This is a genomic window from Citrobacter sp. Cb004 (assembly GCF_030337065.1).
Taxonomy (GTDB): Bacteria; Pseudomonadota; Gammaproteobacteria; order Enterobacterales; family Enterobacteriaceae; genus Citrobacter; species Citrobacter braakii.
The window spans coordinates 305,995-329,890 of sequence record NZ_JAOWCH010000070.1; the positions used below are offsets into that span (position 1 = coordinate 305,995).

Sequence of the window (23,896 nt, forward strand, 5' to 3'; positions counted from 1 at the left end):
AATTTGTTAATACCCGCACACGCCGATGATAAAAATGCCCGTGAAAGAATAGAATTGAAAATCCATTATTAAAAAAGAGTCAAAATCTGCCACGCCGCCCGCAAATTGAGTCAATAGTGACACATTTCATCAATTTGAGTTTCTTTGCCGTCTATTTCACTCTTCACTGCGAAAAATCCTGATATTCACATCAATAAAAAATTAGGTGATGATATGTTATCAATATTTAAGGCAGGACCAGCGGCGAATAAAGTCCCGGCGGAGAAAGTCCAGGCAACTTATGGCCGATACCGCATTCAGGCATTACTCAGCGTATTTCTTGGCTATCTTGCGTACTATATTGTGCGCAATAACTTCACGCTCTCGACTCCATACCTGAAGGAGCACCTGGATCTCAGCGCTACGCAGATTGGTTTACTCAGCAGCTGCATGCTTATTGCCTATGGGATCAGTAAAGGCATTATGAGCAGTCTGGCAGACAAGGCCAGCCCGAAAGTCTTCATGGCATGCGGCCTGATCCTGTGCGCTATCGTCAACGTAGGCCTGGGGTTCAGTACCGGATTCTGGATATTTGCCGCGCTGGTCGTTTTCAACGGTTTGTTTCAGGGGATGGGCGTTGGCCCTTCATTTATTACCATCGCTAACTGGTTTCCACGTAAAGAACGTGGACGCGTTGGCGCATTCTGGAATATCTCACACAACGTTGGCGGTGGTATTGTCGCCCCGATTGTTGGCGCCGCGTTTGCCATTTTGGGGAGCGAACACTGGCAAAGCGCCAGCTATATTGTTCCGGCCTGTGTTGCCGTACTGTTTGCTTTTATTGTGCTGATGCTGGGGAAAGGTTCACCACGCCAGGAGGGTTTACCGGCTCTGGAACAAATGATGCCGGAAGAAAAAGTCGTATTAAATTCCCGACACGCTGTCCAGGCGCCAGAAAATATGAGTGCCTTCCAGATCTTCTGCACCTATGTATTGCGTAATAAGAATGCCTGGTATGTTTCACTGGTAGACGTCTTTGTCTATATGGTGCGTTTTGGTATGATTAGCTGGCTGCCAATTTATTTATTAACCGAAAAACATTTCTCGAAAGAGCAAATGAGCATAGCTTTTCTGTTTTTCGAATGGGCGGCAATTCCTTCCACATTACTGGCGGGTTGGCTCACCGATAAACTGTTTAAAGGCCGTCGCATGCCGCTGGCCATGATCTGTATGGCGCTGATTTTCGTCTGCCTGATCGGTTACTGGAAAAGTGAATCGCTGCTGATGGTCACTATTTTTGCCGCCATCGTGGGTTGCCTGATTTATGTTCCGCAGTTCCTGGCCTCCGTTCAGACCATGGAAATCGTCCCCAGCTTCGCAGTAGGTTCTGCGGTAGGGTTACGCGGATTCATGAGCTACATTTTTGGCGCATCGCTGGGAACCAGCCTGTTTGGCGTGATGGTCGATAAAATGGGATGGCATGGCGGCTTCTATCTGTTGATGGGCGGGATTGTCTGCTGCATCCTGTTCTGCTACCTCTCCCATCGCGGCGCGCTGGAGCTCGAACAACAGCGGAAAAACGCTCAGCAAGAGGAAGCGTCACTCCAGTTGGCTGATGCCCGGTAGCCGATTTCAGTCTCGCAAAAAGTGCCAGCGATGCTGGCACTTCAATACATTCAGATAAAGCATAAATAGCTCAGCGTGATAATTTATTGCTTACCGTAACCCACCATAAAGCGGATGATCAAACCGCATGCTGGGGCAAGAAAAAGGAATAATCCGGTAACCATCTCGTTACCATTGGTCAACTGCATAGTAAAAACGTAAATTAATGCCGTGAGTATGGCCATGCCGATAAAAGCACTTATTGACGCCGCAGCCCCCATAACCTGCCAGATATAGCAACTGACGCTCAGAATGCTCAACGCGAGAAAGATCCAAAAATAGAACATAGCGATACCTCCTGTTTGCCGTAAAAATTTACGTAAGTCCTTACACTCCCTTGAGTTTATATTCTAAGACAGTTCCCAATGGTTCGCAATTTAAGCAACATTTTCGTTACAAAAATCACTCAATCGCTGACTAATAATTTATTCGACTCCCGTTTATTTAATCGTCATAAAAACAACGCATTATATATCGACTCATTTTTGACCTTAATCGCCGTAAAAACATTTACGCATCTTGAGTAATTATTTCTGGCTGACATTAATATTCGGGTGTACATTGAGCGTCCGATCATTCATGCCCCTTCCTGGTTTTGTCCTGACTCAGTTTTACACTCTTTACAGGAACCAATGTCGTTCATGGCGGCCTAACGATCAGTACAGACTGTAAAGCGGCAGACTAAAGAATCTTCGCGATACACCTATTTCGTATCAACAACAGGTGCTTATGTTCCCCCAATGTAAATTTTCACGCGCGTTTTTGCATCCGCGCTACTGGCTCACATGGTTTGGCGTCGGTGTGCTCTGGTTACTGGTACAACTTCCCTATCCCGTATTGTGTTTTCTTGGTACCCGTACAGGAACGCTGGCTCGTCCATTTTTAAAGCGCCGTGAATCTATTGCTCATAAAAATCTCGAACTCTGTTTCCCAAATCTGTCGCAAGAAGAAAGAGACAAACTGGTCGATGAGAACTTCCGTTCACTCGGCATGGCGCTGCTTGAAACGGGTATGGCCTGGTTCTGGCCGGATCGCCGGGTACGCAAATGGTTTGATGTAGAAGGGCTGGACAACCTGAAACGCGCACAGATGCAAAACCGTGGCGTGATGGTGGTAGGCGTACACTTTATGTCACTCGAGTTGGGTGGTCGCGTAATGGGACTTTGCCAACCGATGATGGCAACCTATCGCCCGCACAACAATAAGTTGATGGAGTGGATCCAAACCCGCGGTCGTATGCGCTCCAACAAGGCCATGATCGGCAGAAATAATCTGCGCGGTATTGTCGGCGCCCTGAAAAAAGGGGAAGCAGTATGGTTTGCCCCCGATCAGGACTACGGTCGTAAAGGGAGTTCATTCGCCCCCTTCTTCGCAGTCAAAAACGTCGCGACCACCAACGGTACTTACGTGCTGTCACGGTTATCGGGAGCAGCGATGCTGACCGTAACCATGGTGAGAAAAGCAGATAACTCCGGTTACCGCCTGTTCATCACGCCAGAAATGGAAGGTTATCCAACAGATGAAAGCCAGGCAGCGGCGTATATGAACAAAATTATCGAAAAAGAGATCATGCGCGCGCCCGAGCAGTATCTCTGGATCCACCGTCGCTTCAAAACTCGCCCGATGGGTGAAGCCTCGTTGTACATCTAAAAAGAAAGGCCGAAAGGCCTTTCTTTTTTTCTGCGCCTGAATTACTTCACGCCCCACTTGTTCTGTAATTCAGCCATTCGCTCATTGTAGTTACGGGCTATACACGCTGGCTTATCCTGCTCTTTCCAGCATTCGTTACGCCCTTTCACCCAGCCGCGTTGCTCTGCTTTGAGCGTCGGGTTATTACTCGATTTCACCAGCGCCTGCTTGTAGGACCCGTTCAATGCCAAATCCATGGCTGAGAGCGAAGGACTTTGACAGATAACCTCCTCGATACTGCCCTTTGCTACCGCAGAACAGGAAAAAGAAGGCCCGTTGCTGGTCGATTTCTTTGCCCCTGAAAAGTCGATATTGTCTTCAGGCAGGCAAATCCCGTGCTTACGATTAGGCCCGGTCCAGGAAACGTCCGGATTCCCGTCATCTTTACGGGAGATAGACACGGTATTGTTACCGCTTTTTGCTTCCCAGTAATTTTCATTGAAGGCCTTTACCGTCGCCTTAGTGCCATCAATCCAGATATTGCCTTTACCATCACTATTCACACCACCAATACTTGCGCAGCTGAAATTGAATGCCATCGGCGAGGCCGCCATCGACGTCACTGGCGTAAGAACGAGTGCTAACATCATTAATCTGGTCATTTTTAACCTTTTCATAATCTCATTCCGCGAAAAATTAACCGCATTAACATCATGGAGATATGAGAATTCTCCGAGTAAACATTCCGTCGCTCAATAGCAATTTATTACCGATAGAAATTAAACTGTCGCCGAATCACGACACTTGTAAGTTATTAAAATTAAATAAAAAAATGCCTCTTGTCTCACCTCATTTTTAGGCGTACATTAGCGCCGTCTGGAGCATAAAAGCTCAGAATTCTGAGGTGATGCAGACAAGCAAACGAAGGGAATTCTCCATTTCGTTTACGCGTGCATCAGCTCTCTGTCAGGTTAGCATATGTTCATTTAGACGTACCTCAGGTACGCGGAGAGATGAAAAGTGAAATATTTCTTTATGGGCATTTCTTTTATGGTCATCGTTTGGGCCGGTACTTTCGCCCTGATGATCTAAATTAAAAGACGCAGCAAATAAACAGGAGCCTGATGGCTCCTGTTTGCTTTTGGGGAAACGTGTTGTTAGTCGGTACTTTCAGTGGCCGATTTTGCACTGGCAGGCAGTAAGCCATCGGCGCGGAACATTGCTTTGATGCCACGGATCGCCTGGCGGGTACGGTCGCGGTTTTCAATTAACGCAAAGCGCACGTGCGTATCACCATAATCACCAAAACCAATCCCCGGCGAAACGCATACCTTCGCCTCGTTCAGCAGTTTCTTGGCAAATTCAAGTGATCCCATCGCGGCGTATTGCTCTGGGATTTTCGCCCAAACGTACATCGAGGCCTTGGGCATCTCGACCATCCACCCGGCTTCATGCAGCCCCTTAACCAGCACATCTCGACGACGTTTATATTGCTCAGCAATATCCCGCACGCACTGCTGATCGCCTTCCAGCGCGGCGATTGCTGCAACCTGCAACGGAGTAAAGGTTCCGTAATCGTGATAGCTCTTAATTCGAGCCAGCGCGTTCACCAGCGTTTTGTTACCTACCATAAAACCGATACGCCAGCCCGCCATGTTGTAGCTTTTCGATAGGGTGAAAAACTCCACCGCGACATCACGAGCGCCCGGTACCTCCATAATCGACGGCGCTTTCCAGCCATCGTAGACGATATCGGCATAGGCCAGGTCATGAACCACCAGCACGTCATAGCGTTTAGCCAAGGCCACAACTTTTTCGAAGAACTCCAGCTCGACGCACTGCGCAGTCGGGTTGGAAGGAAAACCTAAGATCATCATCTTCGGTTTCGGGTAGCTTTCGCGAATCGCGCGCTCCAGCTCATTAAAGAAATCGACGCCTTCGACCAGCGGCACTGAGCGTACCTGCGCGCCGGCAATCACCGCGCCATAAATATGGATCGGATAGCTCGGGTTCGGTACGAGGACCGTATCGCCGTGATCCAGCGTGGCCAGCATCAGGTGCGCCAATCCTTCTTTCGAGCCAATCGTCACAATCGCTTCGGATTCCGGATCGATCTCAACGTCATAGCGTTCCTGGTACCAACGGGAAATAGCCCGACGCAGACGCGGAATGCCGCGCGAGGTGGAGTAACCGTGCGTATCCGGGCGCTGCGCCACGGTACAGAGTTTTTCGACAATGTGAGGAGGCGTGGCCCCATCCGGGTTCCCCATGCTGAAATCGATAATATCTTCGCCGCGCCGACGCGCAGCCATCTTCAGTTCAGCAGTAATGTTAAAAACGTAAGGGGGAAGACGATCAATACGCGTAAAGCGACGTTCAGGGCGGGAGTCAGCCATAATATCCTCAGATTAACGTTAGCGCCCGGACCGTCCGAGCGACGCTGCCACGATGGTGGCACGTTTAGAAAATAGCCTGAATAATTTCCTTCTGTCGAGAGGCAAAACAAAATATTTTTTATTGAGATAAAAGAGGAAGTGCCAGAAAAAATGAGGAATTAAAATTTTTCACACTCCGCTTAAAATTACCACCATTTAACATTTTATTGTTAAACATATTACTTTGTGCGCTCCGTTGACAGGACAGGCATTGTAAATACAACAACCATGCAACAATCCCCTTTTAATATTAAGGTTTTTCCCCATTAGCTACAGGCTGCGGGTGTGCTGGTCATCCAGCCTCAGGTTACCTATCATAGAGGTTTAACCCTTGCGCAAGAGTCACCCGTGCACGAAATATTCAATATGCTGCTGGCGGTATTCGACCGGGCAGCGCTGATGCTGTTCTGTCTGTTTTTCCTGATTCGTATCCGCCTGTTTCGCGAACTGTTGCACAAGTCAGCCCACTCCCCGAAAGAGCTGCTCGCCGTTACCGCGATTTTCTCAATGTTTGCCCTGTTCAGTACCTGGTCCGGCGTACCGGTTGAAGGCTCACTGGTTAACGTACGTATTATCGCCGTCATGTCAGGGGGAATTCTGTTCGGTCCCTGGGTCGGTATTATTACAGGCCTGATCGCGGGCACCCACCGCTACCTGATCGACATCGGCGGCGTAACCGCCCTGCCCTGCTTTATCACCAGCATTCTGGCAGGCTGCATTGCCGGCTGGATCAACCGTAGGATCCCCAAAGCGCAGCACTGGCGTGCGGGTATTTTAGGCGGAATGCTGTGCGAATCTCTGACCATGATCCTCGTCGTCGCCTGGGCGCCCACCGCCGAACTGGGGCTGGATATCGTCTCGAAAATCGGCATCCCAATGATTCTTGGTAGTGTCTGCATTGGTTTTATCGTCATGCTGGTGCAAAGCGTGGAAGGCGAGAAAGAAGCCAGCGCCGCGAAGCAGGCTAAGCTGGCTCTGGATATCGCCAACAAAACTCTGCCACTTTTTCGCCAGGTCAATAGCGAATCGCTTCGCCAGGTGTGCGAAATTATTCGCCATGATATCCATGCTGATGCCGTCGCTATTACCAACACCCAGCACGTGCTGGCCTACGTTGGCGTGGGTGAACTTAACTACCGCGATAACGATGATTTCGTCAGTCCGACTACGCAACAGGCGATCAATTACGGAAAAATCATCATTAAAAACAATGATGAAGCGCACCGTACGCCGGAAATACACTCCATGCTGGTGATTCCGCTTTGGGAGAAAGGTGTTGTCACCGGTACGCTAAAAATCTACTACTGTCACGCCCACCAGATAACCTCCTCGTTGCAGGAAATGGCCATCGGCCTGTCGCAAATTATCTCGACTCAGCTGGAAGTCTCCCGGGCGGAGCAGCTACGCGAAATGGCAAATAAGGCAGAGCTGCGTGCGCTACAAAGTAAAATAAATCCCCATTTCCTGTTTAACGCCCTGAACGCAATTTCATCGTCGGTGCGGCTGAATCCAGACACTGCGCGCCAGCTGATTTTTAATTTATCGCGCTATCTTCGCTATAATATTGAATTAAAAGACGATGAGCAGATCGACATCAAAAAAGAGCTATATCAAATCAAGGATTACATCGCCATCGAACAGGCCCGTTTTGGCGACAAGCTGACGGTTATTTATGATATCGATGAAGAGGTAAGCTGTTATATTCCCAGCCTGCTGATTCAGCCGCTGGTAGAGAACGCTATCGTCCATGGGATTCAGCCCTGCAGAGGAAAAGGGGTGGTCACTATCAGCGTTGCGGAGTGCGGTAATCGGGTACGAATTGCCGTGCGGGATACGGGCCACGGTATCGATCCAAAAGTGATTGAACGGGTCGAATCCAATGAAATGCCGGGCAATAAAATTGGTCTGTTGAATGTGCATCATCGCGTTAAGCTGCTCTACGGCGAGGGCCTCCATATCCGCCGTCTGGAGCCAGGCACTGAGATTGCCTTTTATGTGCCTAATCAGCACTCGCCCGCAGCCGCACCGGCCACATTGTTGCTTTAACCAGGAGTGAAGTCGTGAAAGTCATCATTGTTGAAGATGAATTCCTGGCCCAACAGGAACTTAGCTGGCTGATAAAAGAGCACAGCCAGATGGAGATTGTCGGCACATTTGACGACGGTCTGGACGTGCTGAAATATCTCCAGCACAACCGCGTTGACGCCATTTTTCTGGATATCAATATTCCCTCGCTGGATGGCGTCCTGTTGGCGCAAAACATCAGCCAGTTCGCGCACAAGCCCTTTATTGTCTTTATTACCGCGTGGAAAGAGCACGCTGTTGAAGCCTTTGAACTGGAGGCCTTTGACTACATCCTGAAGCCGTATCAGGAATCACGCATCGTCGGCATGCTGCAAAAGCTGGAAGCAGCCTGGCAGCAACAGCAAACGGGAACCTCGCCTGCCAGTCCGGTGACCCGCGAAAACGATACGATCAATCTGATCAAAGATGAGCGGATCATCGTGACCCCGATCAACGACATCTACTACGCAGAAGCCCATGAAAAGATGACGTTTGTCTACACCCGCCGCGAATCGTACGTGATGCCGATGAACATCACTGAATTTTGCAGCAAATTGCCTGCTTCGCATTTCTTCCGCTGCCACCGCTCGTTCTGTGTGAATCTGAATAAAATCCGCGAGATCGAACCCTGGTTTAACAACACCTACATTTTGCGCTTAAAAGATCTGGAATTTGAAATCCCGGTGAGTCGGAGTAAAGTGAAAGAGTTCAGGCAGTTAATGCACTTATAGCGCAGAGAAAGAGCGATGAAAGAGCCAGGCCTCCCCGCAGACCAACAGTTTTTCGCCGATCTGTTCAGCGGCCTGGTATTGAACCCGCAGCGTCTTGGCCGCGTGTGGTTCGCGACCCAGCCCACCACGTTTCCGTCCGGCAGTTTGTGTATTGACCTTCCGCGCCTCGATATCGTGCTGCGTGGCGAATACAGTAATCAACTGGAAAAACAGCAGCATAGTCTACCTGAAGGCGACATGCTGTTTATCCCGGCGAAAGCGGCGAATTTGCCCGGTAGCGATAAGCCCGTGATGCTACTGAGTCTGGTGTTTTCTCCGGCCTGGCTGGGGCTCTCTTTTTACGATAATCGAACGGCATCGCTGTTACGTCCGATCCGCCGTATTGAGTTACCACATCCGCAGCGCGGCGAAGGCGAGGCGATGCTCACCGCATTAACCCATTTAAGCCGCTCTTCTCAGGCCCAGGATATTATTCAGCCGCTGGTGCTTAGCCTGCTGCATCTGTGTCGTAGCGTGGTGAATACCCGCCCTGACACAGAGCGTCCGCGCGCTGAATTTCTCTATCACAGTATGTGTAACTGGGTGCAGGATAACTATGCCCAACCGCTGACCCGGGAAAGCGTAGCGCAGTTTTTTAATATCACGCCCAACCACCTGTCAAAAGTGTTTGCCCAGCACGGCACCATGGGGTTCGTCGAGTACCTGCGGTGGGTCAGAATGGCGAAGGCGCGCATCATCTTACAGAAATACCATCTGTCGATTAGCGAAGTCGCACAGCGGTGCGGGTATCAGGACAGTAATTATTTCTGCCGCCTGTTCCGGCGTCAGTTTGGCCTGACGCCGGGAGAGTACAGCGTACGTTTTCAGTCAGCACGTTAAGTGAGACAACACCAACAGGTTAGTAATATCCGTTTGCATCGTTGTAAAATAACGGCATGTAGCTCCCCCTGCAGGCTTACTCAATAAAGTGAATATGCGATGAAAAACAGACGTGCACTCTCCCTGATGTGTTTTCAGATGCTGGAATCAGGTGCGGATCGTCAGACCGTGAAAAGAGCCCTTACCTCCCGCCGTGTTAAAGCTCGCCAGGCGGTAGTTCTGCTCTGTAAGCAAGAAATGACGCTCTTAAGAGCCGGGAAACTGCCGGTGCCAAACGCGCCGCATTGATGATGTCGCTTTCCGGTCGCGTTCATCCAGCCTGCAACCAGATCGTCGCAGGCTGGAGAGCGCTCTTTCAATGAAGCTTAAAACGTCAGTTCCGCCTCCAGCAACGCGAGAATACTGTCGGCATTTTCAGCGGCAAACAACGACTGGCGGAACGGCTTGTTCACCAGCTTACGCGCCAGCTGCGAGAAGACCTTCACGTGGTTAATGCCTTCATCAGCCCCCAGCGTCAGCATGATAACCAGTTCCACTTCGCCCATCTCTGACTGCCAGTCAACGGGATGAGCAAGCCGGGCAATACTGATGCTGGAATGGCGGATCCACTGGGACTTAGTGTGCGGAATAGCCACACCAAAACCGACAGCAGTGGTGACTATCTCTTCGCGCTGCCAGATATCTTCCTCCAGCTCAAACGGATGTTCAGTTCGCCCATTAACACCCAGATTGCCGCACAGAAACTGAATCACCTGCTCTTTGTTACTCAGAGATTCACCAACAAAGATGTTCTCCCGCGCCAGCAGCGGACGCACGTCTTTCTGCGGTGCAAACTGGTTGAGCAGATCTTCTATCTCTTGAGCGCTACGGCACTCACAGGCCCGTATGGCGAGTTCACGGCATGCCTGGCCCTCCAGTTGACGAAGCTGACTTTTCACCGCCGGAATACGTGGACTGCTCATGCTCAGCTCGTCGAGTCCTAAGCCCAGCAGCAGCGGTAAATAGCGTCCTTCGCCCCCCAGTTCGCCGCAAATGCCCACCCATTTACCACGTTCGTGCGCCACGCGGACAATCTGCTGCAACATTCGCAGGAACGACGGCGTAATCGGGTTGTACAACGGCGAAACGCGCGGGTTATTACGATCGACGGCGTACAGGTACTGGGTCATGTCGTTTGAACCAATACTGAAGAAATCCACCTCATCGCAGAAATGGTCGATGATGTAACACACCGACGGCACTTCAACCATAATCCCCAATGAAATTGTCGGAGCATGGCGTAAACCGTCGGCTTTCAGTGCCACCAGCGCTTTTTGCAGTTCGCTTTTTACCCACAAAATCTGGTCAAGGCTGTGCACCATTGGGATCATCAGCTGCGCATTGCCGAAGGTTGCCGCACGTAAGATGGCGCGCAGTTGCGTGCGAAACAGTCCGGCAAACTCTGGATAAATTCGCACCGCGCGGTAGCCCAGGAAAGGATTCTCTTCCTGCGGAATATTGAGGTAACGGATATTTTTATCCCCCCCAATATCCATGGTGCGAAAGATAACCGGCTTGTCGCCCGCGGCCAATAAGACCTGCTGGTAGGCTTCAAACTGTTCCTGCTCGTCGGGAGCGCTGTCGCGGTCCATAAACAGCATTTCAGTACGAAACAGCCCAATCCCTTCCGCGCCATTGGCAAACGCCCCCGGCGCTTCCAGCGCGGTACCGATATTCGCTGCAACGTCAATACGCTGATTATCTTTGGTCAGCGCGGGCTGAGCGGCATCCAGCGCCTGCCGCCGCTGGCATTCATCGGCCAGCTTCTGCGCAATCGCGTAATAACCGCGAACCGCATCGTCTGGATTGATGGCCAGTACCCCACAGCGGGCATCCAGTACCGCATGCTGCCCTGCATAGCGGCTAATGGCCTCCAGCGGCAAGCCGCTAAGCACCGGTATAGTCGACGCGCGAGCGAGGATCAGGGTATGCGATGTGCGCCCTGTTTTCTCCAGGATCATGCCTGACAGATGCTGCAAATTGAGGCTTAAAAACTGGCTGGGTGTCAAATCCTCAGCGACCAGAATCGTCGGCTTATTCAGCACCAGCGCATTGCGCGGACGTCTTTCAGGCCAGGTGATATGCAGCAGCTGTTCGCTGATATCACGGATATCGCTAACGCGCTCGCGCAGGTAATCGCTACCGGAGGCCGACAGCTTGTCGCACACCTGCTCCATATTGGCGATAATCGCCGCCCCTAACCCCAGATGCTGCTCCAGCATTAAGCGACGAATATTCCCGGCAAACTCGTCGTCCTGAATCAGAGACAGATGGGCGCTGAGGATGGTTTTACTCTCACCCTCACGCTCGCGCAGTTGCTGATTGAGCTGTTCGGCAAGCGTCGCCAGACTATGCTCCAGCCGGGTATTGTCTTCCGCACTCGGCGCAATTGCGCGATAGCTTTCCAGATTATCGCTCTGCCAAAGCGTGAGCGAACCTGCCCCCACGCCTCCTGCCAGCACGGTGCCATAAAGAAGGTCTGGGTTGAGGCGAATCAGCGAACGCGGCAACGGATGCGCCGCCAGTTCTGCCGGCGTCGGCTGAACGCTGTCGCTGTCAATAAACCGGTGCAGGAGGTACTCCTCTAGCGCTCGCCGGGCCTGTTCTTCATCGCGACCGGTGATGGTTAAGCTACAACTGTCATTAAACAGCGTCCCGGTGCCAATCAGCGCCAGCGAGCTTTTCGCATCAGCCCTAGCGTTCTGGCGATGGTTAAGAAATATCACCTCACTTTGCCACTGGCTGCACTGCTCTTTCAGCTCCCACGCCGGACGCGCATGCAGGCCATTGGGTAGCGGGCAAAGAAATTGAATCGTTAGCATAACAACTCCTGTTTAGCGCGAAATCAGCACCTGAAATCCGTCAGATGAACCACGGTTTCGCACGTAAGATGTGAAAGAAGAGCCGACAACAACTGCTGCGTCTGGATGATGTCACGGCAGTCGGCAATCGACGCCGCGCAGTGTCCATGCCGCGTAGCTGGCCCCATGACAACCGTGGGGATCCCCGTGCCGCTTACGTGCACCGCCCCGCCATCAGTGCCGCCGTTACTGAACATGTCAAGCTGCAGGGTAATGCCCGCATCGGTGGCCACGCTTTCAACCCACGCCGTCAGCTTTGGCGAGGCAATCAGCGATTTATCGCTTAACACCAGCATCGGGCCATTACCAATCTGCCGATGGTTGGCCGCACCATGATCAAAGTTTTTGGCCCAGCAGGCGGTATCCAGCACGATCGCCACATCCGGGGCGACCGCACGTGCTGCCGTTTGCCCTCCGCGCAGTCCCACTTCTTCACTGGAACTGGCCACCAGCCAGACCTCACATGGGAGAATGGCGTTATGCCATTCGCGCAGCAGCGCCACCAGCAAATAACATCCAAGTCGATCATCAAAGGCTTTGCCCATGACTCGCTGGTGCGGCAAAACCTGAAACGTCGTGTCAAAGGTGACGCGATCGCCAGGGCGTACGCCGGCCTGAAGTACCTCGTCATAAGACCGCGCGCCAATGTCCACCTGCAGCGCACTGACGTCATTACCGCTGCGATCTCCGTCGAGCAGACCGGGAATTTTGCTCTCTTCACGGGTAGTGATCCGCACCGGCTGCAATTGCCTGGCCGCCATACGCACATTTCCCACCGGTAATACGTCGATCGCTCCTTCGCTGGAAATACTGCGCACGATAAATCCCACTTCATCCATATGCGCGCAGATCATTACCTTCGGACCGGTTGATTCATTCAGACGGATCAGCACCGATCCCAGGCCGTCAAAGCGCACCTCTTTATGCAGACGATCCGCCTCTTCAAGCAGGATCTGCCGCACTTCCTGTTCTGAAGAGGCGATCGCGTCCGCCTCACTCAGCGCCTTCAGTAGCGATAAGTCCATTACGCTTCTCCCGTGTGTAACAATGTTTTCGCCATGGTGTAGAGCACCTCGCCGCCGTCTGGCGTAACCAGCACCACGTCCTCAATACGCACGCCTCCCTGCCCCGGCAGATAAATACCCGGCTCAACTGTGAGCAGCATGCCAACCGCCAGAGGCGTCGCGTCGGTGGGGGAAAAACGGGGATTTTCATGCACCTCAATGCCGATAGCGTGTCCGGTATTGTGACCAAACTCATCGCCATAGCCCGCCTGCGTAATGACCTGCCTGGCTGCGGCGTCAACCTCATGGCAACGCCGACCTGGTCGAATTGCCGCCACCGCCGCACGCTGCGCCGCCAGGACAATCTGATACACGGAAAACAGCGGGCTTTCTTGCGCTGGCTGGTTTGCGTCTGGGATGCGAAAGGTTCTCGTCATATCCGAACAATAGCCCTGATACTGCGCGCCAAAATCCAGAGTGATGAACTCACCCGCCTCGACACGCTTGTCGCTGGCTTTACCGTGCGGCAGCGCGCCGCGCCAGCCGCTGGCGACAATGGTGTCAAAAGAGGGTTTGTCTGCACCGAGCGTGCGCATGTACCACTCCAGTTCAGCGGCGATTTCGCGCTCACTGAAGCCGGGTTGAATAAAGCGGCGAATATGTTCAGCACTAAGGTCAGCTATCCGGCAGGCTTCGCGAATGCAGGCTATCTCCTGCGCCGTTTTTACCTGCCGGAGCACATCCGGCACGGCACTCACTAGTCGGGCACGCAGTTTGCCCGACCATCCATTCACCGTATTCCAGCTTACCTGCTCGCCTTCAAATCCCACCGTCTGCAGCTTTTCGTCAGCAATAATGTGATTCACCCGTGAATACAGCGTCTGCGCGCCATCAAGTAGATGGATCTGATAGCCCTGAGTACGCGTGGCAACATCGGTGTAGTAACGGGCGTCGACCAGAATATGCGCGCTTTGATGGCTGATAAACACAAACCCTGAACCGCTGGAGATCCCCATATGCGGCTGTTTATTCTGCCGCGATGACAGCAGCATCGCATCGAGATGTTGCGCCGTTAGCCAGTCACGCAGCGAGGCAAGTAAGCTCATGGTCACAATCCTTCTAATCAGAGGCTTTCAATCAGCAATTTGCCTTTGCGGTACATCATGTTGCGCAGGAACACCACCATCAGCGCCGTAATCACCGCACCTAACAGGATCCCCGCCATATAGACGCCGAGGTTAGTGACCAGCGGCCATGCCCAGATAGCCGATTCCGGGAACCACTGCACCGCCCCCAGCCAGACGGCAGCCGTCGATCCGACAATAGCGCCAACCATATAGGATGGAATTGCCGTGATGGGGCTTTCCAGCGCAAACGGGATCGCCCCTTCGCTGATGCCCATAAACGCGAGGAACATTGCCGTTTTCCCTTGCGGGTAGAGCTGTGCGCTGAACAGGCGTTTGCCGGTTAAGCGCCGATCGAGAAGCGTAGCCAACCCGAGGCCAATTGGAGGAATCACGATGGCAATAGAGCGTGCGGTTACCGGCAGAACGTGATCGGTAGTAAAGCTGAAGGCGACAAATCCTGCGGCTTTATTAATCGGACCGCCGAGGTCAATCGCCGTTGCCGCAGAAATCCCCATCGCGTACATCAGCGTGCCTTTCTCTCCAGCTGCCGTCAGCAGTGAACGAATTCCGCCGTTGATCCACCCGCCAAACGGCGTTATCACGTAATACATCGCCAACATGACGAAGATCGCGGAAAGAATGGGCAGTAAAAAGGTGGTTTTGAATGCCAGCAGGAAATCAGGCAACTGGATTTTTTGGTTCATCCACTTCACCAGATACCCGGCGACAATCGAGATAATCAGCGCGCCAATAAAGGTTGACGGGACGGGGGCACTGGTTGCCCATTGCAGCGTCGCTGGGTCAAAATTCAGTATCTGTGTGGGCTGAGTGGACATCAGTCCACCAATGAACCCAGCCGGAAACGCCAGCTTACCGCCGATAGAGTTGGCGACAAACGCGGCAAACATCGGAATAGCAAAACCAAACAGCACGCCGCCAAAAGATTGCGACAGCCAGGCAAACTTCAGTAATGAGAGATTAAAACCGCTGAATTTTCCGCTGTTCAGCGCATCCATGATGCCGGTGTCAGCAGGTATATCGAGCCAGCTATAGGCGATCAGTTGCGAGAAGGCGAGAATTACCCCGCCCATAATTAACGTCGGTACCATGCGCGAAATACCCGACATCACATGCTGCGGAAGTTCGCCCCAGAAGCTATTGTGGGAGGCCGGTGGATTTTTTATTGCCGCTGCCGCACCAGATGCGCCAGGCACAACGGTTGCACTGCGTTTTTTAATGGCCATACGTAATTCCCTGTCGATAATTATTGTTGTTCAGCGGCAACCATCTCTTCGATCTCTTTGATGATGCCGGCTGCATTTTTTATCGCGTCCTGTAACGTAATTTCGTAGACGTCACGCGACTCAAAACGCTCGTTATCTTCCGGAGTAACGGCAACAGAATGGATGATCAACGTTGCCTCAGCGATATCCTGCGCCGTCAGGCGATTTTGAATTCCGTCCGCACCCTGGGTTTCAATTTTCACTTCATAACCCGCTTCAACCGCGGCTTCTTCCAGCGCCTGAGCCGCCATAAAGGTATGGGCCAGCCCCATTGGGCACGCGCAAACGGCAATCAGTTTTTTGCTCATAATCATTTCCTCGTAATAGTTAACGAGTGAAATTATGGTCCGGGGAAAGTAACGACCGTTATCAGACAAATAATGCTTTTACTGGACAAATAATCCCGCCATTCGGAAATGTGACGAAGGTCGGAAAGGCGGGCGGCAGGCATAAAAAAACCGCGTAATAACGCGGTCTTGCGGGATATGTGTAAGCCGGATAAGCGCTGTGCACCGTCCGGCGTTGGTCTTACAAAATATGGCCCAGCGTCTGGCGCAGATGCGCACCGGAACCAAGCAGGCCCGGGTTATCATGCACGATCAGATATACCGGAATATCCTGTACGTAGGCTTTAAAACGCCCCTTATCTTCAAAACCACCACGGAAACCCGAAGCTTTAAAGAAGTCGAGGAAGCGCGGTACGATGCCGCCCGCGATGTACACACCGCCAAACGTGCCCAGCGTTAACGCCAGATCGCCGCCAAAACGCCCCATGATGACGCAGAACAGCGACAGCGCGCGACGACAGTCGATACAGGAATCAGCCAGCGCACGCCCGGTGATATCCTTTGGCTGCAGATTTTCCGGCAGGCGCCCGTCTGATTTGACGATGGCGCGATACAGATTAACCAGCCCCGGACCTGACAGTACGCGCTCTGCGGAAACGTGACCAATTTCCGCACGCAGGACCTCAAGGATAATCCCTTCTTCTTCGCTGTTAGGCGCAAAATCCACGTGACCGCCTTCACCGGGCAGGCTAACCCAGCGTTTATCTACATGCACCAAATGCGCCACGCCGAGTCCGGTACCTGCGCCATAGACAGCAATCGGCTTGCCTTCAACAGGCTCCGCACCGCCAAACTGGATCAAATGCTCTTTCTTCAGCATCGGGATCGCCATCGACACGGCGGTGAAATCATTGATGATTTCCAGATGGCTGAAGCCCAGATTTTTTTTCATCTCAGCAATAGAGAATGCCCAGGTATGGTTGGTCATTGCCACCCAGTCACCGGTAATCGGACAGGCAATGGCAATACAACCATCCTCGACGCTGACGCTATGCTCATCCAGGTATACGCGTACTACCGCCTCGAGGCTTGGGTAATCCAGCCCGGAATAGGTTTTTGCCTGCGAAATCTCGCCGCTGGCAATGTCGCACAGAGCAAGACGCGCGTTGGTGCCGCCAACATCACCTACTAAAGCATATTTTGTCATTCTTCCACTGCTCCGCTAAAGTCAGAATAAATCTTTGCCACACTGTAAATTCATGGGGGCATAACAACAACGCCCTGAAGGCTGATGCCCGTGGAAAATCGATCCAGATCACATAATTACTTTATCGTTTCAGCACCATTTGCAGCGATGCGGTTGCGCAGGCTGTGCAAACTATGTCTATGACTCTGTTTTAAGGAATAGAATATGCTTCATCCACGAGCCAGAACGATGCTCTTGCTATCAACTCCTGCGCTAATTATTGGTATTGCCTCCAGCCTGGTGTTGATTGTTGTGATGAAAGTGGCGTCCGTTTTACAGCAATTTTTGTGGGAACGCCTGCCCGTTAGCATCGGTATTGCCCAGGACTCTCCGCTGTGGATTATCGGCATGCTGACGCTCACGGGGATCATGGTCGGGTTAGTTATTCGCTACAGCCAGGGTCACGCGGGACCGGATCCTGCCTGTGAGCCGTTAATTGGAATGCCGGTCCCCACCTCAGCAATTCCGGGCTTGCTGGCAGCGCTCATCCTCGGCCTGGCGGGTGGCGTCAGTTTGGGTCCGGAACACCCGATCATGACCGTGAATATCGCACTGGCTGTGGCGCTCGGCAGCCGTATGTTTCCCCGCATTGCTAAGCTGGACTGGACCATCCTCGCCTCTGCCGGCACCATCGGCGCGCTATTTGGCACCCCCGTTGCCGCCGCGCTGGTCTTTTCACAAACGCTGAATAGCTCGGACAATGTTCCTTTGTGGGATCGCCTGTTTGCGCCGTTAATGGCCGCCGCCACGGGCTCGCTGACCACCAGTCTGTTTTTTCACCCCCATTTTTCACTGCCCATCGCGCACTACACGCAGATGCACGTGATCGATATCCTCAGCGGTGCGGTCGTTGCCGCCATCGCCATTGCCGCCGGGATGGTGGCTGTCTGGTGTCTGCCGCGTTTACACCATTTAATGCATCGATTGAAACACCCGGTCCTGATTCTTGGGGCTGGCGGCTTAATCCTCGGCATTTTAGGCGTTATCGGCGGACCGCTTACCTTGTTTAAAGGTCTGGACGAAATGCAGCAAATGGCATTTAGCCAGACGCTGGGAGCATCGGATTATTTCATGCTCGCCGTGATCAAATTGGCGGCATTAGTGGTTGCAGCTGCGAGTGGTTTTCGCGGCGGGCGAATTTTCCCGGCAGTATTCGTTGGGGTCGCGCTTGGCCTGATGCTGCACGCCCACGTTGAAGCGGTGCCAGCGGCCATTACCGTCTCCTGCGCGATTCTTGGACTGGTGCTGGTCGTCACCCGTGACGCCTGGCTGAGCCTGTTTATGGCAGCAGTGGTGGTGCCAGATTCCACCCTGCTGCCGCTCCTGTGCATCGTCATGCTGCCCGCCTGGCTGCTGCTGGCGGGCAAACCGATGATGGTCGCCGAGCGTACCGATAAGTAGTTAGCCTCCGTTACGCGTTTCCAGCGCACGGGTCACCGTGCGCAATAGCTCAGGAAGATCGGCTTTCGGTAGTACCACCTCAATTAACGACAATCGTTGCGGATGGGACAAACGGGCCAGCACTTCCTCCAGTTGTAACGCCTGCTCCACACGCCAGCACTCCGCCTGACATTCACGACGAAACGCCTGCGGCACCTGCGTCCAGTTCCAGGCGGCGATATCGTTATAGCGCTGATTTGCCCCATGTATGGCCCGCTCCACGGTATAGCCGTCATTATTTAGCAGCAAAATAACGGGAGATTGCCCGTCTCTGAGCATAGAGCCCAGTTCCTGAATGGTGAGCTGCGCCGCACCATCGCCAATAATCAGGATCACCCGGCGGTCCGGGCAGGCGGTTTGCGCGCCAAATGCAGCCGGGAGCGCGTAGCCGATAGACCCCCACAGCGGCTGAACCAGCACCTCCGCTCCACCGGGTAGCGTGAGCGCAGCCGCGCCAAATGCAGCGGTCCCCTGGTCGACGAGGATAATGTCATTGGGCGCCAGATACTGCTGCACCGTATACCAGAAATTTTCCTGCGTCAGAGGTCCCTTCTCAACCTGAATACGTCTAACTGGCGGGCGTTCTGGCGGCAGTGAAAAAGACATCTCCAGACACAGCTCCCGCAAGGTGGTTACCGCCTGCTCCATCGGAACGTTAAACCAAAGGTTTCCAATCCGTGAGGCATGTGGCTGCACCTCAATCGTGCGCTCCTGTGGTAACTGTTGCGTAAACCCGGCGGTCAAAGTGTCAACAAATTGTGTGCCAACACACACTATCGTGTCGGCATCTTCTATCGCCTGACGTACATAGTCGCTGCTGGCTCCAGCGCTGTAGGTGCCGACAAACGCCGGATGACGCTCATCGAATAGCCCTTTGCCCATCAACAACGTGGCGTGGGCCATCGGCGTTTCCGCCATCCAGCGTTGCAATACCGGCTGCAGGCCAAAGCGTTGCGCGAGAACGTCTGCCAGAAGCGCTACGCGCGGGCTGTCCAGTAACCGCTCGCGGGCATGGTAGCGAAACGCTTCTGCCACGCTGCTTTCTGGCTCGCTCAGAGGAACAATTAGGATGTCATTCGGAGGCGTGGTGCGCTGTTTTGCCACATCAGCAGGTAACATCAGATAGCCCGGTCTGCGTTCGATGAGCATTGTTCGCAGCACGCGGTCAATTTCATAACAGGCGTTTTGTTCATCCAGCACTGCGCTGGCCGTCGTCACCGCCTGCTGCATACGATAAAAATGCTGAAAATCACCGTCCCCAAGGGTGTGATGCATCAACTCCCCACGACGTTGAGCACCGCGACAGGGCGCGCCAACAATATGCAAAACAGGAACATATTCCGCATAGCTTCCCGCGATACCGTTAATCGCGCTTAACTCACCTACGCCAAACGTGGTGAGCAGCGCCCCCACCCCGGATACCCGGGCATAGCCATCCGCAGCATAAGCCGCATTCAACTCGTTCGCACACCCGACCCAACGTACGCTGGGATGTTCAATCACGTGATCAAGAAACTGCAAATTATAATCGCCAGGCACACCAAAGAGATGGCCAACACCACAGCCTGCCAGCCTGTCCAGCAGATAATCAGCAACGGAATACGGGGTTTGCATGACAGCTTTCCTTCTGACGGTAACCTCATGTTGAGTATCGAAGAACTGTGATGACTGTCCAGGAAAGTCGCTGTGAAGGGGGTGGAAAGCAAGATGTACAGTTTTCATCCCTAAATTTAATTGCAGCTGGCCTTGTGTAAACGTATACACTCAAAGTCACACCTTATCTGACAGGAGGCTATATGGCTTATCAGGCTGCTGAAAATCGTTATCAGACAATGGAGTACCGCCGCTGTGGTCAGAGCGGCCTCAAGCTCCCGATTGTATCACTGGGGTTGTGGCACAATTTTGGTGATACCACGCAGGTCGAGAACAGTCGGGCGCTGTTACAGCGTGCATTCGATCTGGGGATCACCCATTTTGATCTGGCGAATAACTATGGTCCACCGCCGGGTTCAGCGGAGCGAAATTTTGGTCGCATCCTGCAGGAAGATTTTTTACCGTGGCGAGATGAGCTGATCATCTCCACCAAAGCGGGTTACACCATGTGGGAAGGCCCTTACGGGGACTGGGGCTCACGCAAATACCTGATTGCCAGCCTCGACCAAAGCTTGAAGCGTCTGGGGCTGGAGTATGTCGATATCTTCTACCACCATCGCCCCGACCCTGAAACACCGCTCAGAGAAACCATGCGCGCGCTGGATCATATCGTCCGTCAGGGCAAAGCGCTGTACGTAGGCCTCTCTAACTATCCGGCTGAACTTGCCAGGCAAGCGATTGAAATACTGGACGATTTAGGTACGCCATGCCTTATTCATCAGCCCAAATATTCTATGTTTGAGCGTTGGGTCGAAGAGAGCCTGCTGTCGCTTTTACAGGAAAAAGGCGTCGGTAGTATCGCCTTCTCACCGCTGGCTGGCGGGCAGTTAACCGACCGCTATCTGAACGGTATTCCTGCGGATTCTCGCGCCGCAAGCACCAGCCGTTTTCTGAATCCGGACCAGATCACCCCACAAAAACTGGAAAAAGTTCGAGCGCTGAACGCACTGGCAGAGCGACGGGGACAAAAGCTGTCTCAGATGGCGCTCGCGTGGGTTCTTCGGGAAGACAAAGTTACGTCTGTGCTGATTGGCGCCAGTAAACCGGCGCAAATTGAAGATGCCGTCGGCATGCTGGCAAACCGTCACTTTACGCCTGAAGAGTGCGCGGAGATTGATGCCATTCTGAGTCGGTTGAAATAAAGACACATTTATTAACAAAAAGTGCTCTCACTTGCGATTTAAGAGTTGTGGCGATGAAACGGGGCTTTACTGCCCCGTAATATTACGTTAACAGGCCGGCTACGGCTCGATCGTGAAGGAGAGAAAACATGTTCAGGTCACTGATTCTGGCGGCAGTCTTAATGGCTTTTACACCGCTGGCCGCGAACGCTGGCGAAATCACCCTGCTGCCATCAATAAAATTGCAAATTGGCGATCGCGATAATTACGGTAACTACTGGGATGGCGGCCGCTGGCGCGACCGGGATTACTGGCACCATAACTATGAGTGGCGCAAAAACCGCTGGTGGCGTCATGACAACGGCTACCATCGTGGCTGGGATAAACGCAAAGCTTATGAACGCGGCTACCGAGAAGGCTGGAATGACCGTGACGACCATCGCGGTCGTGGGCGCGGCGGTCACGGGCATCGTCATTAAGAAAAGGAACCTGTGGTAACAGAGAATTTTTAACAATGGCAAAGGGTTCCGTTCACCGTATATTCATTGTTTCTCTGAACCCCTCATTCCCGTAACGGGCAAGGGAGGCTCACCGTCTCCCTTGCCACCCAGGCTTCCGGCAGGAAAAATCGTCACTTCGTGATCCATTCGCCTTATGTCGTCTTCCTTCGGTTCGCTTCAGTACGCTGACTTTCAGTTCAATCCGTTTCGCTTTAATAAAAAATACCTTTGCGGCTAATCAATCCTTAAGTGACCAGCATTAGCCTGCAGGCTGCTTTTTTATGGTCAAATCCTGCGCTTTTTATTTTTCACTATTTGCCCTTGAGCAAAAATCTCCTGAACGTATCTTATCCTCAAGAGAATTCACGTCAGGATTAACTTATGAATGCTAATTTTAAGAATGAAATTCAGACATTCGGTCGATCGCTATTATTACCGATCGCCGTACTGGCGCCTGTGGGGATGGTCATGGGAATTAGCGCTGCGTTAGGGCAGAGCTATATGATTGATAAACTCCCCTTTCTGGGCAATGAAATTTTCAGAGCGATTCTCTCTTCTCTGGGATTAATCAGCAGCGTCGTTTTTAATAATATTCCTTTACTGTTCGCGATGGGTGTCGCCTACGGTATGTCTAAAAAAGAAAAAGGGATTGCTGTATTTGCATCCGTCGTGGCTTACCTGACTCTGCTTATCGCCATGCATGTGCATCTTAAGCTGGCGGGTACGCTGGCGAAAGAGGATATGGCTTTCGTCGGACAGGGAATGGTATTAGGTATTCAGACGCTGAAAATCGAAGCGCTGGGCGGTATTATTGCCGGGCTGCTGGCAGCTAAAATAACCGACCGTTTTTACCGGCTGCAATTACCTCTCGCTTTCGCCTTTTTCAGCGGTAAAAAATCCGTCGCGATCTTAGCCATTGCTTTTTCCATTCCCGTCGGCTTGATCATTCCTTTTATCTGGGATCTGTTTACCGCAGGTATGCGCGCCATATCAACAATAATGATGGCACCCAACATTGGTGCAGGTATCTATATGACGCTCAATCGCCTGCTGATCCCGTTTGGCCTGCACCACGTTCTCAGTTCCACCGTGCGTTTCACCGCGGCAGGCGGTACGTACCTGATTGACGGGCAGACCTATGTCGGTATTTTGCCCGCTATCAATAAAATCCTGTTTGAGCTTGGTCCCACCCATCCGGCCTGGAAAGAGTATATGCCGACGCTCACCAGCTATCTTGCCTCATCACAAATGCTCACGACGCTGTTCCGCGTTCCGGCGATTGGTCTGGCGATGTACCACATGGCCTATTTCAAGAATAAGAAATTTGCCAAAGGGATGATCCTGACCGTGGTGCTGACCGCCATGCTGGGGAATATTACCGAACCGCTGGAGTTCTCCTTCCTGTTTATCGCGCCAAAACTCTTTATTGTCTATGCGGTACTCTGTGGCTTATTGACCATTCCACTGCAATTACTGGAAGTCTCCATCGGCTATATTCGCGGCACCATTTTTGATTTTGGTATTTTCGGTTTGATGTATGAACACACCCAATGGATTAATTTAATTATCCTCGGCGTGATTAACTTTGTTGTCTTCTATTTCGTCTTCCGCTTTGCGATCGGTAAATTTGATATTAAGACCCCAGGCCGCGAGAGTGAAATCGCTGACAGCACCTTACTGAACAATAAAGAGTACGACAAAGTCGCCGAACTGGTGATTCAGGGGCTGGGCGGGACAGACAATATCAAGCGGGTTGAAAACTGCGTTTCACGGTTACGTATTGATTTGAAAGATCAGAAAAAAATGGACATGGCCATTCTTAAAGAATCTGGCTCGCTGGGAACCTTTATCCCCTCCAGCAACCATGTTCATGTGGTATTCGGCCCACACGTAGAATTTGTCCGTAACGCGGTAGACGACCGCCTCGTCGGTGCGAAATAAATTCAAGGAGAT

Annotated in this window: 21 protein-coding genes; 11 read left to right on the forward strand and 10 right to left on the reverse strand. The window is 52.4% G+C overall.

Annotation, left to right across the window (positions count from 1 at the left end):
* Positions 1 to 213 precede the first annotated feature (213 nt).
* Complete coding sequence (gene pgtP, locus OGV65_RS22910) at positions 214 to 1,605, forward strand: phosphoglycerate transporter PgtP (RefSeq protein ID WP_016153890.1); 1,392 nt, start codon at positions 214 to 216, stop codon at positions 1,603 to 1,605.
* Between the two features lie 83 nt (positions 1,606 to 1,688).
* Here the strand turns inward: pgtP and OGV65_RS22915 are convergent, their stop codons facing one another.
* Complete coding sequence (locus OGV65_RS22915; RefSeq protein WP_016153891.1) at positions 1,689 to 1,931, reverse strand: DUF2545 family protein; 243 nt, start codon at positions 1,929 to 1,931, stop codon at positions 1,689 to 1,691.
* Between the two features lie 442 nt (positions 1,932 to 2,373).
* Between OGV65_RS22915 and lpxP the strand changes: the two genes are divergently transcribed.
* The gene (lpxP, locus tag OGV65_RS22920) at positions 2,374 to 3,294 is read left to right on the forward strand and encodes a kdo(2)-lipid IV(A) palmitoleoyltransferase (RefSeq protein WP_016157070.1); all 921 of its coding nucleotides are present in this window, start codon (positions 2,374 to 2,376) and stop codon (positions 3,292 to 3,294) included.
* A gap of 41 nt (positions 3,295 to 3,335) precedes the next feature.
* Here lpxP and OGV65_RS22925 read toward each other — a convergent pair whose 3' ends face one another.
* A complete protein-coding gene (locus tag OGV65_RS22925) occupies positions 3,336 to 3,950 on the reverse strand; it encodes a lysozyme inhibitor LprI family protein (RefSeq protein ID WP_049281502.1) in 615 nt (204 codons plus the stop codon).
* A 343-nt stretch (positions 3,951 to 4,293) separates the two neighbouring features.
* On the opposite strand from OGV65_RS22925, the gene ypdK reads away from it, so the two are divergent.
* Positions 4,294 to 4,365 carry a membrane protein YpdK gene (gene ypdK / locus OGV65_RS22930; RefSeq protein ID WP_010723117.1) on the forward strand — a complete coding sequence of 24 codons (72 nt, stop codon included), beginning with the start codon at positions 4,294 to 4,296 and terminating at the stop codon, positions 4,363 to 4,365.
* Between the two features lie 65 nt (positions 4,366 to 4,430).
* Here the strand turns inward: ypdK and alaC are convergent, their stop codons facing one another.
* Entirely contained in the window at positions 4,431 to 5,669 is a 1,239-nt protein-coding gene (gene alaC / locus OGV65_RS22935) for an alanine transaminase (protein WP_016153894.1), read from the reverse strand.
* Between the two features lie 387 nt (positions 5,670 to 6,056).
* Between alaC and OGV65_RS22940 the strand changes: the two genes are divergently transcribed.
* From OGV65_RS22940 to OGV65_RS22955, 4 genes are all read left to right on the forward strand, one after another.
* Positions 6,057 to 7,754 carry a sensor histidine kinase gene (locus OGV65_RS22940; RefSeq protein ID WP_235116920.1) on the forward strand — a complete coding sequence of 566 codons (1,698 nt, stop codon included), beginning with the start codon at positions 6,057 to 6,059 and terminating at the stop codon, positions 7,752 to 7,754.
* A 14-nt stretch (positions 7,755 to 7,768) separates the two neighbouring features.
* Positions 7,769 to 8,503, forward strand: a complete 735-nt coding sequence (gene ypdB / locus OGV65_RS22945) for a two-component system response regulator YpdB (RefSeq protein WP_016153896.1) — start codon at positions 7,769 to 7,771, stop codon at positions 8,501 to 8,503.
* A gap of 15 nt (positions 8,504 to 8,518) precedes the next feature.
* The gene (locus OGV65_RS22950; RefSeq protein ID WP_235116921.1) at positions 8,519 to 9,382 is read left to right on the forward strand and encodes a helix-turn-helix domain-containing protein; all 864 of its coding nucleotides are present in this window, start codon (positions 8,519 to 8,521) and stop codon (positions 9,380 to 9,382) included.
* Between the two features lie 99 nt (positions 9,383 to 9,481).
* Positions 9,482 to 9,670 carry a hypothetical protein gene (locus OGV65_RS22955; protein ID WP_032931709.1) on the forward strand — a complete coding sequence of 63 codons (189 nt, stop codon included), beginning with the start codon at positions 9,482 to 9,484 and terminating at the stop codon, positions 9,668 to 9,670.
* 77 nt (positions 9,671 to 9,747) lie between these two features.
* Here OGV65_RS22955 and ptsP read toward each other — a convergent pair whose 3' ends face one another.
* The 6 genes from ptsP to glk all read right to left on the reverse strand — a co-directional run bounded on the left by ptsP (position 9,748) and on the right by glk (position 17,190).
* Positions 9,748 to 12,243, reverse strand: coding sequence for a phosphoenolpyruvate--protein phosphotransferase (gene ptsP, locus OGV65_RS22960; RefSeq protein WP_235116922.1), 2,496 nt, complete (start codon positions 12,241 to 12,243; stop codon positions 9,748 to 9,750).
* A gap of 23 nt (positions 12,244 to 12,266) precedes the next feature.
* On the reverse strand, positions 12,267 to 13,307 hold the full coding sequence (gene ypdE / locus OGV65_RS22965; protein WP_235116923.1) for an aminopeptidase: 1,041 nt from the start codon (positions 13,305 to 13,307) through the stop codon (positions 12,267 to 12,269).
* The gene (gene ypdF / locus OGV65_RS22970; protein ID WP_286455485.1) at positions 13,307 to 14,392 is read right to left on the reverse strand and encodes an aminopeptidase; all 1,086 of its coding nucleotides are present in this window, start codon (positions 14,390 to 14,392) and stop codon (positions 13,307 to 13,309) included. Before ypdF ends, ypdE begins: the two co-directional genes overlap by 1 nt.
* A 17-nt stretch (positions 14,393 to 14,409) precedes the next feature.
* Positions 14,410 to 15,657: a PTS fructose transporter subunit IIC gene (locus OGV65_RS22975; RefSeq protein WP_047499810.1), complete on the reverse strand. Its 1,248-nt coding sequence runs from the start codon at positions 15,655 to 15,657 to the stop codon at positions 14,410 to 14,412.
* 20 nt (positions 15,658 to 15,677) lie between these two features.
* The gene (locus OGV65_RS22980) at positions 15,678 to 16,004 is read right to left on the reverse strand and encodes a PTS fructose transporter subunit IIB (protein ID WP_003028254.1); all 327 of its coding nucleotides are present in this window, start codon (positions 16,002 to 16,004) and stop codon (positions 15,678 to 15,680) included.
* A 220-nt stretch (positions 16,005 to 16,224) separates the two neighbouring features.
* Positions 16,225 to 17,190: a glucokinase gene (gene glk / locus OGV65_RS22985; protein WP_016153902.1), complete on the reverse strand. Its 966-nt coding sequence runs from the start codon at positions 17,188 to 17,190 to the stop codon at positions 16,225 to 16,227.
* A 204-nt stretch (positions 17,191 to 17,394) separates the two neighbouring features.
* On the opposite strand from glk, the gene OGV65_RS22990 reads away from it, so the two are divergent.
* Positions 17,395 to 18,630, forward strand: a complete 1,236-nt coding sequence (locus OGV65_RS22990) for an ion channel protein (protein WP_286455486.1) — start codon at positions 17,395 to 17,397, stop codon at positions 18,628 to 18,630.
* On the opposite strand, the gene OGV65_RS22995 is transcribed toward OGV65_RS22990, so the two are convergent.
* The gene (locus OGV65_RS22995) at positions 18,631 to 20,283 is read right to left on the reverse strand and encodes an alpha-keto acid decarboxylase family protein (protein WP_286455487.1); all 1,653 of its coding nucleotides are present in this window, start codon (positions 20,281 to 20,283) and stop codon (positions 18,631 to 18,633) included.
* A 182-nt stretch (positions 20,284 to 20,465) separates the two neighbouring features.
* Between OGV65_RS22995 and mgrA the strand changes: the two genes are divergently transcribed.
* The 3 genes from mgrA (at position 20,466) to OGV65_RS23010 (ending at position 23,884) form a co-directional block, all read left to right on the forward strand.
* Positions 20,466 to 21,464, forward strand: a complete 999-nt coding sequence (gene mgrA, locus OGV65_RS23000; protein WP_016153905.1) for an L-glyceraldehyde 3-phosphate reductase — start codon at positions 20,466 to 20,468, stop codon at positions 21,462 to 21,464.
* A 128-nt stretch (positions 21,465 to 21,592) separates the two neighbouring features.
* Positions 21,593 to 21,922, forward strand: a complete 330-nt coding sequence (gene ypeC, locus OGV65_RS23005) for a DUF2502 domain-containing protein YpeC (protein ID WP_016153906.1) — start codon at positions 21,593 to 21,595, stop codon at positions 21,920 to 21,922.
* Between the two features lie 402 nt (positions 21,923 to 22,324).
* Entirely contained in the window at positions 22,325 to 23,884 is a 1,560-nt protein-coding gene (locus OGV65_RS23010) for a PTS transporter subunit EIIC (protein WP_016153907.1), read from the forward strand.
* The last annotated feature ends 12 nt before the right edge of the window (positions 23,885 to 23,896 follow it).